10 protein-coding genes and 3 rRNA genes are annotated in these 15,615 nt (G+C 66.3%); 2 read left to right on the plus strand and 11 right to left on the minus strand.

The window, feature by feature from the left end; translation table 11 throughout:
• Window positions 1-27 precede the first annotated feature (27 nt).
• Window positions 28-471, plus strand: a complete 444-nt coding sequence (locus tag MUY22_RS44990) for a MarR family winged helix-turn-helix transcriptional regulator (RefSeq protein WP_247053984.1) — start codon at window positions 28-30, stop codon at window positions 469-471.
• Between the two features lie 6 nt (window positions 472-477).
• On the opposite strand, the gene recN is transcribed toward MUY22_RS44990, so the two are convergent.
• The 6 genes from recN to MUY22_RS45020 all read right to left on the minus strand — a co-directional run bounded on the left by recN (window position 478) and on the right by MUY22_RS45020 (window position 6,472).
• A complete protein-coding gene (gene recN, locus MUY22_RS44995) occupies window positions 478-2,256 on the minus strand; it encodes a DNA repair protein RecN (protein ID WP_247053986.1) in 1,779 nt (592 codons plus the stop codon).
• 100 nt (window positions 2,257-2,356) lie between these two features.
• A complete protein-coding gene (locus tag MUY22_RS45000) occupies window positions 2,357-3,283 on the minus strand; it encodes an NAD kinase (protein WP_247053987.1) in 927 nt (308 codons plus the stop codon).
• Entirely contained in the window at window positions 3,280-4,113 is an 834-nt protein-coding gene (locus tag MUY22_RS45005) for a TlyA family RNA methyltransferase (RefSeq protein ID WP_247053989.1), read from the minus strand. Before MUY22_RS45005 ends, MUY22_RS45000 begins: the two co-directional genes overlap by 4 nt.
• A gap of 4 nt (window positions 4,114-4,117) precedes the next feature.
• Window positions 4,118-4,315 (minus strand): hypothetical protein, encoded by a 198-nt coding sequence (locus tag MUY22_RS45010; RefSeq protein WP_247053991.1) that lies wholly within the window; start codon window positions 4,313-4,315, stop codon window positions 4,118-4,120.
• Window positions 4,316-4,332: 17 nt separating this feature from the next.
• Window positions 4,333-5,322, minus strand: a complete 990-nt coding sequence (locus MUY22_RS45015) for an HAD-IIA family hydrolase (RefSeq protein ID WP_247053994.1) — start codon at window positions 5,320-5,322, stop codon at window positions 4,333-4,335.
• A complete protein-coding gene (locus MUY22_RS45020) occupies window positions 5,315-6,472 on the minus strand; it encodes a hypothetical protein (RefSeq protein ID WP_247064417.1) in 1,158 nt (385 codons plus the stop codon). Before MUY22_RS45020 ends, MUY22_RS45015 begins: the two co-directional genes overlap by 8 nt.
• Between MUY22_RS45020 and MUY22_RS45025 the strand changes: the two genes are divergently transcribed.
• On the plus strand, window positions 6,437-7,975 hold the full coding sequence (locus tag MUY22_RS45025) for a hypothetical protein (protein ID WP_247064524.1): 1,539 nt from the start codon (window positions 6,437-6,439) through the stop codon (window positions 7,973-7,975). The two genes, MUY22_RS45020 and MUY22_RS45025, sit on opposite strands and share 36 nt — an antisense overlap.
• 119 nt (window positions 7,976-8,094) lie before the next feature.
• Here the strand turns inward: MUY22_RS45025 and rrf are convergent.
• From rrf to MUY22_RS45050, 5 genes are all read right to left on the minus strand, one after another.
• Window positions 8,095-8,211 (minus strand): 5S ribosomal RNA (rrf, locus tag MUY22_RS45030).
• Window positions 8,212-8,289: 78 nt separating this feature from the next.
• Window positions 8,290-11,412: ribosomal RNA gene (locus MUY22_RS45035) — 23S ribosomal RNA — on the minus strand.
• 326 nt (window positions 11,413-11,738) lie between these two features.
• Window positions 11,739-13,254 (minus strand): 16S ribosomal RNA (locus MUY22_RS45040).
• Together the 16S, 23S and 5S rRNA genes form the textbook arrangement of a ribosomal RNA operon.
• 342 nt (window positions 13,255-13,596) lie before the next feature.
• Window positions 13,597-14,871, minus strand: a complete 1,275-nt coding sequence (gene tyrS / locus MUY22_RS45045) for a tyrosine--tRNA ligase (protein WP_247053996.1) — start codon at window positions 14,869-14,871, stop codon at window positions 13,597-13,599.
• 32 nt (window positions 14,872-14,903) lie between these two features.
• A complete protein-coding gene (locus MUY22_RS45050; protein WP_247053998.1) occupies window positions 14,904-15,542 on the minus strand; it encodes a DNA-3-methyladenine glycosylase in 639 nt (212 codons plus the stop codon).
• Window positions 15,543-15,615 lie beyond the last annotated feature (73 nt).

Here is a 15,615-nt window from a genome sequence, read left to right on the forward strand (position 1 = left end):
ACTGTTCGCACGAGTACTATTCCCGGAGTGAGCCTGTCCCGAGAACACGACGCGGCGTGGCGCGGCTTCCTGCGCTCGTCGGCCCTGCTGCTGCGGGCGCTGGACGCGGACCTGCGCGCCGCGCACGGGATGTCGCACCGCACCTACGACGCGCTGGTCCAGCTCTCGGAGGCGCCGGAGCAGCGGCTCCACATGAAGGACCTGGCCGACGCCCTGGTGCACAGCGCGAGCGGGCTGACCCGCCTGGTCGACGGCCTCGAGCGCAACGGTTACGCGCGGCGCGAGGTGGACGCGGGCAACCGCCGGGCCACCCTGGTGATCCTGACGCCGGCGGGCCTGGCGGCGCTGGAGGAGGCGTGGCCCACGCACGTCCGGGGCGTCGAACGCCACTTCGCCGAGCACGTGAGCCGCGAGCAGGCCCGCGTGCTCGCGGACGTGTTCCGCGCCGTCAACGCGGACCTGGACGGCTGACGCGTATTACTTCTTCTTGGCCCGCTTGCGTTTCGGCTCGAACTCGGTCTTGTCCTTCTCGGCCGTCGCCAGCAGTTCCTCCGCGTGCGCGCGGCCCGTTTCGTTGTCCATGCCGGCGAGCATCCGGGCCAGCTCGCTGACGCGGTCGCCCTGGCTCAGGTTCTTGATCCCGCTGCGGGTCACCCCGCCGGTGTGGCCCTTGTCCACCACCAGGTGCTGGTCGGCGAACGCGGCCACCTGCGGCAGGTGCGTGACCACCAGGACCTGGTGGGTCCGCGCGAGCCGCGCCAGCCGGCGGCCGATCTCGATCGCCGCACGGCCGCCGACGCCCGCGTCGACCTCGTCGAACACCAGCGTCTGCACCGTGTCGGCGTGCGCGAGAACGACCTCGATCGCCAGCATCACCCGGGACAGCTCACCGCCCGAGGCGGCCTTGTGCACCGGCAGCGGCGGCGCGCCGTCGTGCGCGCGCAGCAGCAGCTCGACGTCGTCGATGCCGTCCGCGCCCGCGTGCACCGCGTGGCCGTCGATGGCCAGCGCGTGCGTGTCGCCGTGCTCGGCCGGGCGCTGCTCGACCGTCACCTCGATCGCGGCCTGGCCCATCGCCAGGCCGGACAGCTCCCGGGTGATCTCCGCCGCCAGCTCCGAGGCGGACTTCTCCCGCGCCGCCGACACCTCGACGGCGTGGGTGGCCAGCTGCACCGCGAGCTGGTCGCGCCGCATCGCCAGCTCGGCCAGCGCCTCTTCCGAGGTGTCCATGGTCTCCAGGCGGCGCCGGGCGTCCTCGGCCCAGGCGAGCACGCCGTCGACGTCCGCCGCGTACTTGCGGGTCAGCCGCTTGAGGTCGCCTTGCCGGGCCAGCACCTTCTCCAGCAGTGCCGGGTCGGCGTCGAGCGTCTCGACGTACCCGCCGAGCTCGGCCCCGACGTCGGCCAGCAGCACCGACGCCTCTTCCAGCCGCGGCGCCAGCTCGCGCAGCACGCCGTCTTCCGACGTCGACAACCGCCGCAGCGCCTCGGAGACCAGGCCCATGGCGCCCGGGGCGTCCGGATCGCCTTCGGCCGAGCCGGACACGGCGATGTGGGCCTCGGTCGCGGTCGCCCGCAGCTCGTCGACCGCCGCGAGCCGCTTGATCTGCGCGGTGAGGTCGACGTCCTCGCCCGGGGTCGGCTCGACCGCGTCGATCTCGGTGAGCCCGTGCTTGAGCAGGTCCGCCTGCTGGGCCATCTCGCGGGAGCGAGTGGAGCGCTCGGTCAGCTCGGCGATCACCGCCAGCCACTCGGAGCGGATCTCCTGGTAGGCGCGCAGCGGCTTGGTGACGGCGTCGCCGGCGAACCGGTCGATCACCGCGCGCTGCTCGGCCGGGCGCAGCAGCCGCAGCTGGTCGTTCTGCCCGTGCACCGCGATCAGCTGTTCGGACAGCTCCGCGAGCACGCCGACCGGCACCGACCGACCGCCCAGGTGGGCCCGGGACCGGCCGTCGACGGCGATGGCGCGCAGCGCGATGACGCTGCCGTCCTCGTCCACGTCGGCACCGGAGTCGGTGACGATCCGTTCGGCGCCTTCGACGCCCGAATAGGTGAACCGTCCTTCCACGAACGCCTTGAGCATCCCCGTTCGTACCTTCGAGACCTCGGCCCGGCCCCCGGAGAGCAGGTGGAGCCCGGTGACGACCATGGTCTTCCCGGCACCCGTCTCACCGGTGACGACGGTGAAGCCCGCGTGCAGTTCCAGCAGGGCGTCCTCGATGACTCCGAGGCCCTGGATGCGCATCTCGGCCAGCACGCCGCCTACCGTAGCGGCCCCCACCGACACTCCGCGCACCCGGCGGCCCGGCGAGTCGCCGATATGTTCGAATAAAGCGCCGAACGGGCCGTTCGCGCCCTTACTCGTTCGGGCGGGCGTGCCGCTCGCGCCAGCTCTTCACCGGCAAAGCGAACTTCTGCACCAGGCGATCGGTGAACGGGCCGTCCCACAACCGGACCAGCCGCACCGGCGTCCCGCCGCACGTGACCCGCACGCGCGCGCCCGGCGGCAGGTCGTGGCTGCGGGTGCCGTCGCAGGTCAGGACCGCGGACGAGCCGTCCGGGTCGATCCCGACGGTGATCACCGAGTCGCGCGAGACGACCAGCGGCCGCGAGAACATCGCGTGCGCGTTGCTCGGCACGACCAGCAGCGCCTGCACGTCCGGCCAGATGACCGGGCCGCCGGCCGAAAACGCGTACGCCGTCGAACCGGTCGGTGTGGCGCACAGCACACCGTCGCAGCCGAACGCCGAAACCGGCCGCCCGTCGACCTCGATCAGCGCGTCGAGCACCCGCTCGCGCGTGCTCTTCTCGACGCTGGCCTCGTTCAGCGCCCAGGTCCGGCTCAGCTCGGTGCCGCCGTGGGTGACGGTGACGTCGATCGTCATCCGCTCTTCGACCTGGTAGTCGCCGTCGACGACGCGCTGCACGGTGTCGGCCAGCGCGTCCGAGTCGGCCTCGGCGAGGAACCCGACACGGCCCAGGTTCACGCCCAGCACCGGCACCCCGGCCGGGCGGGCGATTTCGGCCGCGCGCAGCAGCGTGCCGTCACCGCCGAGCACGAACACCAGCTCGACCCCCGCGGCGGGGTTGTCGTCCGGGTCGACGACGGTGCAGGACGCGCCGACGCCGTGCTCGTCCGGGTTGATCAGCGCGCAGACGTCGTCCTCGATCACCCGGATCCGGATCCCGGCCTTGGCGAAGCGCGCGGAAACCTCGCGCGCCGCCTCGCCGGTGGCGTCCCGGTCGGGGTGCACCATGAGGAGAACTTCACGTTCGGTGGTCATGCGGGCCCTTCCTCGACGGCGGTTCGGACGAGCCGCTCGGCCTCAGACCTGTCTACCGCGTCCACAGTGGACTCGGCCACGTGTTCTTTCCTGAGCCACACGAAATACTCGACGTTCCCGGACGGCCCCGGCAGCGGGCTGGCGGTCACCCCGCGCAGCGAGAGGCCCAGTTTCGCGGCTTCGTCGAGCACGTTCAGCACCGATTCGGCGCGCAGTTCGGGGTCGCGCACGACACCACCGCTACCCAGCCGGTCCTTGCCCACTTCGAACTGGGGCTTCACCATCGGCACCAGATCGGCGCCCTCGCGCACGCAGTCGACGAGCGCGGGCAGCACGAGCTTGAGCGAGATGAACGACAGATCGCCGACCACGAGATCGACTTGGCCGCCAAGATCGTCCGGCGTGAGGTTGCGGACGTTGGTGCGGTCCAGCACCACGACCCGTTCGTCGGTGCGGATCCGCCAGTCGAGCAGGCCGCGGCCGACGTCGGCGGCGATCACGGTCGCGGCGCCGGCGCGCAGCAGCACGTCGGTGAACCCGCCGGTGGACGCACCGGCGTCGAGACAGCGCTTGCCTTCGACCTCCAGCCCGAGCGGGCCGAACGCCTCGAGCGCCCCGAGCAGCTTATGCGCACCGCGCGAAGCCCAGCCGGGGTCGTCTTCGTCCTTCACGACGATGGGCGCGTCGGTCTCCACACCGGTGGCGGGCTTCGCCGCGACCATCCCGCGCACGGTGACCTTGCCGCCGGTGATCAGCGCCGAGGCCTGCTCGCGTGAGCGGGCGAGGCCGCGCCGAACCAGTTCCGCGTCGAGGCGGGCCCGCTTGGGCACCTGGTCAGACCTTGTCGATGCTGGACAGGGCCACGGTCAGCTCGGTGTGCACGGCGTCGAAGCGCTCGACGTGCTCGGTGAGCGGAAGCGCGTCCAGGTCGTCCAGACCGGCGACGGCCTCGGCGATGCCGGCCCGCGGGTCGGTCTGCTCGGAGAACGCACCGGGCGGCGGTCCCGGGACGGGGTACGGGTGATCCTGCACGTCAAGAACGGTATCAGTCAGGCCAGTCCGAGCCGCGCCAGCGCGGCCTTCGCGGTGTCGCCGTCGGCCTGGACCTTCGTCTTGCCGGACTCCCACGCCGCGTGGCAGAGCGCCCGGAGCAGGTCCAGGTCGTCACCCTCGCCGTCGACGGTGAGGACGCCGTCCCCGGCGTCGACCGACCAGCCGGGCCGAGGCCCGATCTTCAGTTCTTCGAGAGTGGACGTGAGCGCGGTGAGGTCCGCCGCGAGGTAGGTACCGCGCTCGGCCGGGATGGCCTCGACCAGCTGCTTCGGCGTCGCAACGCCGGAGAGCACGACGAGCGAGTCGACACCCGCGGCGACCGCGCCGGCGATGTCGGTGTCGAGCCGGTCACCGACGACGAGCGGATGCTCCGCCCCGGCCGACTTCGCCGCGGTCTCGAACAGCAGCGGCTCCGGCTTCCCGGCGACCACCGGTTCGACGTCGGTGGCCGTGCGCAGCGCGGCGACCATCGAGCCGTTGCCCGGCAGCAGGCCCCGCTCGCTGGGCAGCGTCGCGTCGACGTTGCAGGCCACCCACAGCGCACCCGCCCGGATGGCCAGGCACGCCTCGGCGAGCGCGGCCCAGGTGTTGTCGGGCGAGTGCCCCTGCACGACAGCCTGGACGCTCTCGCTGTTCTCCCGGACGGGCTCCAACCCGGCCTGGGCAACCTCGGCCGCGAGCGCCTCGGTGCCCACGACGAGCACCTCGGCCCCCGGCGCGAGCCGTTCCCTCAGGAGCACCGCACCAGCCTGGGCGCTGGTGTGCACCTCGCCGACGTCGGCGGGCATGCCGAGGCCGACGAGGTGCTCGACGACCTCGACCGGAGCCTTGGACGCGTTGTTCGTGACGAACCGCACCGGCGTCCCGTGATCCCGGGCGGCCTTGACCGTCTCCGGGGCCCCCGGGATCACCTGGGTGCCGTGGTAGACGGTGCCATCGAGATCGAACAGGACGGCGTCACAGGCCGCCAGCAGGGAGTCAGTCATCCGACTCGACGGTGGCACCAGGCTCGTCACCTTCGGCCGGGGCCGGCTTGTCGGCTTCAACCTTGGCCGGCTTGTCGGCCTCGGCCTTGGCCGGGTCGGCGGCTTCAGCCTTGGCCGGGTCGGTTGCGTCGGCGGTCTCGGCCGACTCGTTCGCCTGGGTTGCCTTGGCCGCCTCGGTTACCTCAGCGGTCTTGGCCGCCCCAGTCGCCTTCGTCGGCTCGTCCGCCTGGGCCGCGTCGGTCGTCTCGACAGCGTCGGTCGCCTTCGTCGGCTCGGTCGCCTTCGTTGCCTTGGTGGGCTCGTCGGTCCCGGCCGCTTCAGCGGTCTTCGCCGACTCGGTCGTCTTGGGAGCCTCGGTGGTCTTGGCCGCCTTGGCCGGCTCGATCCCTTCGTTCGAGAGGTCCGCGGCGCGCTCGGCCGCGTCGGTCTCGTCGTCCGCGTCGGCTTCCGCCGCGTTGAGGAACCAGCGGATGGCCTCGTCCTTGCGCTCCGCCGCGACCAGGTTGTCGGCGTAGGCGTAGAAGAGCCGCGCGCTCCACGGGTCGCGCTTCTCGGCCTTGAGGTCCGCACCCTGCAGCGAAACGACCGCGGCGTTGATCTGCCCGAGGTCCCGGCGCGCCCCGGCCGCGACGATCGCCAGCTCGACCTGCGTGGCCTTCGCCAGCTTCGTCGTGTCGGCCTCTTTCGCGAGGTCCAGAGCCCGCTCGGGCCGGCCCAGCGCGCGTTCGGCGTCGGCGATGATGGCGATGTGGTCGTCGCTGCGGGTCATCCGCCGGACGGCACGCAGTTCCGACAGCGCCTCTGCCCAGTTGCCGGAGTTGTAGGCGACCAGGCCGAGCGCCTCCCGGACGATCGGCACGCGCGAGGCCTTGGCCTTGGCGTACTTGGCGTGCTCGAGCGCGGCCTCGGGGTCGCTGTCCATCAGGCCGCCGGCCGCGACGAGGTGCTTCCCGACGGTCTCGGCCAGCGCCTTCGGCAGCGTCCGCAGCTCGCGGCGGGCTTCCTCGTCGAGGTCGGAGAACTCGACGCCTTCAGGCAGCTCCGGCGCTTCCAGGAACTCCCTCGCCAAGGCCTCGTCGTCGAGCGGGGTGTGGACGCCGGGCCGCGGGTTGCGGTGGACGCTGTCCTTGCGCTCGAACTCCCGCCGCACGGGACGGTCCTTGCGGTCGCCGTGGTCGCGAGCCGGACGCTTGTCGTCGCGGGTGTTGTCGAACGGCTTCCCGGTGTCGCGGGAACCCCCGCCGGAGCGGTCGTCCCGGCCGCCGGAGTCGCGCGGACCGCGGTTGTCGTCACGGCCCTGGTAGCCACCGGTCCGACGGTTCTCGTCACGCCCCTGGTAACCACCGGTGCGGCGGTTCTCGTCGCGCCCCTGGTAGCCGCCCGGCTTGCGGTCGTCGTCCCGGCGCTGGTAGCTGCCGGACTCCCGGGAGGTCCCGGGCTTGCGGTCGTCATCACGACGCTGGTAGCTGCTCTTGCCGCTGTCGTCCGAGCGAGGGGCACCACGATCGTCGTCGCGACGCGGGTAGCTGCTCTTGCGGTCGTCCGAGCGGAAGCCGCCGGTACGCGCCGAGCCGCGGTCATCGGAACGGGGACCGCTGGAGCGAGCACCCTTGTCGTAGCCACCACGGCCACGATCGTCGTCACGACGCGGGTAGCTGCTCTTGCTCCGGTCGAAGCTGCCGGAACGGTCACCACGGGAGTCGTCACGACGCTCGTAGCTGCCCTTACCGCGGTCATCCGAACGCGGAGCACCGGTGCGGGGCCCACGGTCGTCATCACGACGGGGGTAACTGCTCTTGCCGCGATCGTCCGACCGGAATCCACCGGTACGCGAACCACGGTCGTCATCACGACGGTTCGAACTGCTGCGGTCGTCCGAACGGAAGCCACCGGAACGGGAACCACGGTCATCGTCACGACGACTCGAATTGCCACGGTCATCCGAACGGAAACCACCGGAACGGGAACCACGATCGTCATCACGACGAGCCGAACTGCCGCGGTCGTCCGAACGGTACCCACCAGTGCGGGGGCCGCGGTCGTCGTCGCGACGGCTGGAGCTGCCGCGGTCGTCCGGCTTGAAGCCGCCGGTGCGGGGGCCGCGGTCGGAGCCGCTGCGGTCTTCCCAGCGCGGCTTGCGGTCGCCGAAGGACGACTTGCCCTGCGGACGGCCGCCACTCGGCCGGCCGCCGCGGTCGTCGGAGCCGCCGCCCGACCGGTTGCCCGAGCCTTCGTAGCGCCCGCCGGAGCGGTTGCCGCCACGGTCCTCGTAGCGGCCGCCACCCGAGCGAGCGGGCCCACCGGAGAACCGGGTGCCGCCACCGCTGGGCCGGCTTCCCCGGTCACGCGAGTCGCCGGAGTCGCGGTAACCACCGCGGTCACTGGAGCTGGAGCTGGACGCGCGGCCGCTGTCACGGCTCTGACCTGCGTATCCGCCGCGCTGATCGCGATCACGGGGACCGTCGCCGCCCCGGGACGGCTTGCCACCACCCCGGACGCCCTGGTCGTCACGGCGAGGCCGGCCCTGGTAACCACCGTCGCGGCCGCCTCGGTCCTGCCGGGCACCACGCTGGGGGTTCCCCCGGGGTGCGTCCGACCGGCTCCGGGAGCCTTCGTCCCGGCGAGCCGACCGGCCGGACCCATCATCGCTTGAGTCTCGTCGACCGAACTCGGACACCTGGCCTCCTGCCGTGGAAAATCTTGGTCTGGACATACACGTACGGCCCGCTAGGGCAGCCAACTGGCTATCCTAACGGGCCGTACGGAAGGTAAGTTTGGCGGTGTCCTACTCTCCCACAACCCTTCGGTTGCAGTACCATCGGCGCTGTCAAGCTTAGCTTCCGGGTTCGGAATGGGACCGGGCGTTTCCCTGACGCTAAAACCACCGAAACACTATCAAACACCCACACCCCCAAAAAGAGGGTCGTGTGGTGTTTCAGAACCGTAGAGTGGATGCGTAACACCTTCGTAGACAAGTCCTCGGCCTATTAGTACCAGTCAACTCGACAACACATTACTGTGCTTCCATATCTGGCCTATCAACCCAATGGTCTATTGGGGGCCTTAACCCACAAAGGGTGGGATACCTCATCTTGGAACAGGCTTCCCGCTTAGATGCCTTCAGCGGTTATCCCTTCCGAACGTGGCCAACCAGCCATGCCCCTGGCGGGACAACTGGCACACCAGAGGTTCGTCCGTCCCGGTCCTCTCGTACTAGGGACAGCCTTCCTCAAGTATCCTACGCGCGCGGCGGATAGGGACCGAACTGTCTCACGACGTTCTAAACCCAGCTCGCGTGCCGCTTTAATGGGCGAACAGCCCAACCCTTGGGACCTACTCCGGCCCCAGGATGCGACGAGCCGACATCGAGGTGCCAAACCATGCCGTCGATATGGACTCTTGGGCAAGATCAGCCTGTTATCCCCGGGGTACCTTTTATCCGTTGAGCGACACCCCTTCCACCAGGTGGTGCCGGATCACTAGTCCCGACTTTCGTCCCTGCTCGACATGTCTGTCTCACAGTCAAGCTCCCTTGTGCACTTGCACTCAACACCTGATTGCCAACCAGGCTGAGGGAACCTTTGGGCGCCTCCGTTACTCTTTAGGAGGCAACCGCCCCAGTTAAACTACCCATCAGGCACTGTCCCTGAACCAGATCATGGCCCGAGGTTCAGATTCCCAATTCGACCAGAGTGGTATTTCAACAATGACTCCACAGTAACTAGCGTCACCGCTTCACAGTCTCCCACCTATCCTACACAAGCCGAACCGAAAACCAATACCAAACTATAGTAAAGGTCCCGGGGTCTTTCCGTCCTGCCGCGCGTAACGAGCATCTTTACTCGTAGTGCAATTTCGCCGGGCCTGTGGTTGAGACAGCCGGAAAGTCGTTACGCCATTCGTGCAGGTCGGAACTTACCCGACAAGGAATTTCGCTACCTTAGGATGGTTATAGTTACCACCGCCGTTTACTGGCGCTTAAATTCTCAGCTTCACCCCCGAAGGGATTAACCGGTCCTCTTAACGTTCCAGCACCGGGCAGGCGTCAGTCCATATACATCGTCTTGCGACTTCGCATGGACCTGTGTTTTTAGTAAACAGTCGCTTTCCGCTGGTCTCTGCGGCCACCCACCCCTAGCTCGCGAAGAGCTTCAGGATGTTTGGCCCCCCTTCTCCCGAAGTTACGGGGGCATTTTGCCGAGTTCCTTAACCACAGTTCACCCGATCGCCTTAGTATTCTCTACCTGACCACCTGTGTTGGTTTGGGGTACGGGCCGTGCATGCACTCACTAGAGGCTTTTCTCGGCAGCATAGGATCACTCTACTTCGCCTCAAACGGCTACGCATCACGTCTCAGAGTATATAAAGCACGGATTTGCCTATGCTTTCTCCTACACGCTTACACCAGGACAACCATCGCCTGGCGGAGCTACCTTCCTGCGTCACCCCATCGCTTGACTACTACGAAATCAGGTCCCACGCTCCACACACACCCCTCCATCCGAAGACTTCAGGATATGGCTTTGGGTGGTTAGTATCAAACGCCTCGTCATGGGCGCACATGCTCGGGTACGGGAATATCAACCCGTTGTCCATCGACTACGCCTGTCGGCCTCGCCTTAGGTCCCGACTTACCCTGGGCGGATTAGCCTGGCCCAGGAACCCTTGGTCATCCGGCGGCAGAGTTTCTCACTCTGCATTCGCTACTCATGCCTGCATTCTCACTCCCACACCCTCCACCGCTAGCTTCCGCCACGGCTTCCCTGGGTGCAGGACGCTCCCCTACCCATCAACACGACTACACACAAACCTCAAGGGCTCGCATGGATCTATTGTGTCAATGACACAGCTTCGGCGGTGTGCTTAAGCCCCGCTACATTGTCGGCGCAGGACCACTTGACCAGTGAGCTATTACGCACTCTTTCAAGGGTGGCTGCTTCTAAGCCAACCTCCTGGTTGTCTGGGCAATCCCACATCCTTTCCCACTGAGCACACACTTAGGGGCCTTAGCTGGTGTTCTGGGCTGTTTCCCTCTCGACGACGAAGCTTATCCCCCGCCGTCTCACTGCCGCACTCTCACACCACGGTATTCGGAGTTTGGTTGATTTCGGTAACCCGGTAAGGCCCCTAGACCATCCAGTAGCTCTACCCCCGTGGTGAAACATACGACGCTGCACCTAAATGCATTTCGGGGAGAACCAGCTATCACGGAGTTTGATTGGCCTTTCACCCCTACCCACAGCTCATCCCCTCAGTTTTCAACCTAAGTGGGTTCGGGCCTCCACGACGTCTTACCGTCGCTTCACCCTGGCCATGGGTAGATCACTCCGCTTCGGGTCTAGACCACGCGACTATATTCGCCCTATTCAGACTCGCTTTCGCTACGGCTACCCCACACGGGTTAACCTCGCCACGCAGCACTAACTCGCAGGCTCATTCTTCAAAAGGCACGCCATCACCATTACAGCTCTGACGGCTTGTAGGCACACGGTTTCAGGTACTCTTTCACTCCCCTCCCGGGGTACTTTTCATCTTTCCCTCACGGTACTAGTCCGCTATCGGTCTTCAGGAAGTATTTAGGCTTACCGGGTGGTCCCGGCAGATTCACAGCAAATTCCACGAGCTCGCTGCTACTCGGGAACACCACCAAGAACAACAACACAAGTTTTCGCGTACGGGGCTCTCACCCACTCCGGCCGCCCATCCCAAGGCGTTCCACTAACCCATGCGTCAATTCCGAAGAAATGTCAGTTCCTTCAAGGCGGGTCCCACAACACCGACTACACAACCCCTGACAGGTATCACATGCAATCGGTTTAGCCTCTTCCGCTTTCGCTCGCCACTACTCACGGAATCACGGTTGTTTTCTCTTCCTACGGGTACTGAGATGTTTCACTTCCCCGCGTTCCCTCCACACACCCTATATATTCAGGTGCGGGTAACACCACATCACTGGTGCTGGGTTTCCCCATTCGGAAATCCTCGGATCACAGCTCGGTTGACAGCTCCCCGAGGCTTATCGCAGCCTCCTACGTCCTTCATCGGCTCCTGAAGCCAAGACATCCACCATGTGCCCTTAACAACTTGACCACAAAGATGCTCGCATCCACTCTACAGTTCTCAAACACCACACCAGAAACAAACCACATTCCCAGGCTGTGTAAGCCCTAAGGCGTGTTGCCTCAGGACCCAACAGTGTGCTTCGCGAACAACCCACCACTCGACTCTGCGAGCGTCCTCCACGACCCCGAAGGATCAGTACTAACAGCAGGCGTCTGTCACCGCGATGAGCCATAACCAGTAGTTCCACAATTCCTTGAGCAAGCCCGGCAACACTGCATTCGAGTGTTAAACCGCGCCCACCCCACGCCCTTGATCCGGGTATCCCGGGAACGTGGATGTGTTGTGCTCCTTAGAAAGGAGGTGATCCAGCCGCACCTTCCGGTACGGCTACCTTGTTACGACTTCGTCCCAATCGCCAGTCCCACCTTCGACCACTCCCTCCCCGAAGGGTTGGGCCATGGGCTTCGGGTGTTACCGACTTTCATGACGTGACGGGCGGTGTGTACAAGGCCCGGGAACGTATTCACCGCAGCGTTGCTGATCTGCGATTACTAGCGACTCCGACTTCACGCAGTCGAGTTGCAGACTGCGATCCGAACTGAGACCGGCTTTAAGGGATTCGCTCCACCTCGCGGTATCGCAGCCCTCTGTACCAGCCATTGTAGCATGTGTGAAGCCCTGGACATAAGGGGCATGATGACTTGACGTCATCCCCACCTTCCTCCGAGTTGACCCCGGCAGTCTCCCACGAGTCCCCGCCATAACGCGCTGGCAACGTAGGATAAGGGTTGCGCTCGTTGCGGGACTTAACCCAACATCTCACGACACGAGCTGACGACAGCCATGCACCACCTGTACACCAACCACAAGGGAAGCCCCATCTCTGGGGATGTCTGGCGCATGTCAAGCCCAGGTAAGGTTCTTCGCGTTGCATCGAATTAATCCACATGCTCCGCCGCTTGTGCGGGCCCCCGTCAATTCCTTTGAGTTTTAGCCTTGCGGCCGTACTCCCCAGGCGGGGTGCTTAATGCGTTAGCTACGGCACGGACAACGTGGAATGTCGCCCACACCTAGCACCCACCGTTTACAGCGTGGACTACCAGGGTATCTAATCCTGTTCGCTCCCCACGCTTTCGCTCCTCAGCGTCAGTATCGGCCCAGAGACCCGCCTTCGCCACCGGTGTTCCTCCTGATATCTGCGCATTTCACCGCTACACCAGGAATTCCAGTCTCCCCTACCGAACTCAAGTCTGCCCGTATCGACTGCACGCTGAAGGTTAAGCCTCCAGATTTCACAGCCGACGCGACAAACCGCCTACGAGCTCTTTACGCCCAATAAATCCGGACAACGCTTGCACCCTACGTATTACCGCGGCTGCTGGCACGTAGTTAGCCGGTGCTTCTTATCCAGGTACCGTCACTTGCGCTTCGTCCCTGGCGAAAGAGGTTTACAACCCGAAGGCCGTCATCCCTCACGCGGCGTCGCTGCATCAGGCTTTCGCCCATTGTGCAATATTCCCCACTGCTGCCTCCCGTAGGAGTCTGGGCCGTGTCTCAGTCCCAGTGTGGCCGGTCACCCTCTCAGGCCGGCTACCCGTCGTCGCCTTGGTAGGCCACTACCCCACCAACAAGCTGATAGGCCGCGGGTTCATCCTGCACCGCCAGAACTTTCAACAACACTCCATGCGAAGCGTTGTGATATCCGGTATTAGACCTCGTTTCCAAGGCTTATCCCAGAGTGCAGGGCAGATTACCCACGTGTTACTCACCCGTTCGCCACTAATCCACCCGAAGGCTTCATCGTTCGACTTGCATGTGTTAAGCACGCCGCCAGCGTTCGTCCTGAGCCAGGATCAAACTCTCCAACAATGAATAGTTTGATCGAGACTATGTACTCAATCAATCTCAAAGGAACCTCATACGAGGTTATATAAGCTCTACTGGCTTAGTTCACTAGCACACTGTTGAGTTCTCAAGCAACACACTCTGACATCACCCACGTTATCGGCGGGCTCAACCTCGGCGATTGTTTCAAGCTATTTGGTGGGACACCCACTCAATCGCTTCTGCGAGAGCTTGGTTCGTGTCCCGGTGGCCACCCGGTTTCCCTGGCGACTTGGAGAACTTTACATGGCCTTCCGGGGCCCGGAACAGGGGGGTACCTTAACCGCGTTACCGCAGGTCAAGCCCTGTTCCGGGCCGCGGAGGCGGCTAACCGCCCAGCGCGACGCCGGCGACGTTGCGCCGGCCCCGGCGGACGACGAGCCACTTGCCGTGGAGCGCGTCGTCCGAAGCGGGCTTCCACTCCTCGTCACCGATCTTCACGTTGTTCACGTACGCGCCGCCCTCTTTCACCGTGCGGCGCGCGGCGCCCTTGCTGTCGACCAGTCCCCCGGCGAGCAGCAGGTCGACGATCGTCGCCTCGCCGGACGGGTCGACCTTGCCGTTCGGGACCTCGGCCATGGCGGCGTCGAGGGTCCGTTCGTCGAGGTCGGCCAGCTCGCCGCGGCCGAACAGCGCCTGGCTGGCGTTGATCACCTGCCGGGTCTGGTTCTCCCCGTGTACGAGGGTGGTGAACTCCTCGGCCAGCCGCTTCTGCGCCGAGCGCAGGTGGGGACGTTGTTCGGTGTCCTCGGCCAGCGCGGCGATCTCCTCCTGGTCGAGGAAGGTGAACATCCGCAGGTAGCGGACCACGTCGGCGTCACCCACGTTGACGAAGTACTGGTACCAGGCGTACGGCGAGGTCATCTCCGGGTCGAGCCACAGCTTGCCGCCGCCGGTGGACTTGCCGAACTTTCGGCCCTCGGCGTCGGTGACCAGCGGCGCGGTGAGCGCGTGCACGCTCACCCCCTCGGTGCGGCGGATCAGGTCGACCCCGCCGACGAGGTTGCCCCACTGGTCGGAGCCGCCGACCTGCAGCTTGCAGCCGTACTGGCGGTACAGCTGCTGGTAGTCCTGCGACTGCAGCAGCAGGTAGCTGAACTCGGTGTACGACATGCCGTCGCTCTCGAGCCGGCGCTTGACCGTCTCCCGGTTGAGCATGACGTTGACCGAGAAGTGCTTCCCGGCGTCGCGCAGGAACTCCAGGACGTTCTGCTGGCCGGTCCAGTTGAGGTTGTTCTCGACGACCGCGCCGATCGGGCTGTCGTCGAAGTCGACGAACCGCTCCAGCTGACCGCGGATGCGCCCGGCCCACTCCGCGACGACGTCGAGGGTGTTCAGCGTGCGCTCACCCGTGTCGCGCGGGTCGCCGACCATCCCGGTCGCGCCGCCGGCCAGCACGATCGGCCGGTGCCCGGCGCGCTGGAACCGCTTGAGCATGAGCAGCGGGACGAGGTTGCCGGCGTGCAGGCTGGGCGCGGTCGGGTCGAAACCGCAATAGAGCGTCACAGGACCCTGGTCGAGCTCGCGCCGAAGGGCGTCGATGTCGGTGGACTGCGCGATGAGGCCGCGCCAGGACAGCTCGTCGAGGATGTGTTCGCTCACGCCTGTAGATCCTCCCGCACCAGGTCAACCGACTAACTGGCGGGTCGGACCCGGCGCTTCCCGCCGCGGCGGTAGGTGGACACGGCCGGGGAGGCACCGTCCCAGAACCGCCACGGCGTGTCGATCGCCGTCGCGACGCCGACGCGGGGCCCGACCCGGATCCGTTCGGCCGGCACCCGCTCGCCGACGTGCAGCCGCACCGGCGACGCCGGGTCGGTCAGGTCGACGCCGTTCTGCTCGCGGTCGATGCGCAGCACCGACGTGAGGATGGCCGGGCCCTTGGCCAGTTCCCCGGTCCCCCGGGCGTTCGGGCGCCGCTTGCGGACGACGTCGAGACCCGAGACGACCTCGCCGGCCCGCACCAGCACGGCTCCCGGCATATCCTCGTGGGTGCCGACGACGTTCGCGCAGAAATGCATCCCGTAGACGAAGTACACGTACAGGTGACCGGCCGGCCCCCACATGACCGCGTTGCGCGGGGTCCGGCCGCGGTAGCAGTGCGACGCCGGATCGTCTTCGCCGCGGTAGGCCTCGACCTCGACCAGCCGGACGCCGACGGTGCCGTCGGGCCCGGTCGCCTCCAGCACGGAGCCGAGCAGCAACTGGGCCAGGTCGACCGGGTCCAGCGCCAGTTCGGCGCGGGTGAACAACCGGCCTGCGTCGCCGCTCAAGCGTCCCCTCCTTCGGGAAGTCGTGCGACGACCAGCCTATCGAGCCGGGCCGACAGTGGTGTCGGCCCGGCTC

The organism is Amycolatopsis sp. WQ 127309 (assembly GCF_023023025.1).
Lineage (GTDB): Bacteria > Actinomycetota > Actinomycetes > Mycobacteriales > Pseudonocardiaceae > Amycolatopsis.

Excerpts from the sequence above, each read along its gene's own strand:
- MUY22_RS45015 (WP_247053994.1), bottom strand. The coding sequence starts at position 5,322 with ATGACTGACTCCCTGCTGGCGGCCTGTGACGCCGTCCTGTTCGATCTC.
- MUY22_RS45000 (WP_247053987.1), bottom strand. The coding sequence starts at position 3,283 with ATGACCACCGAACGTGAAGTTCTCCTCATGGTGCACCCCGACCGGGAC.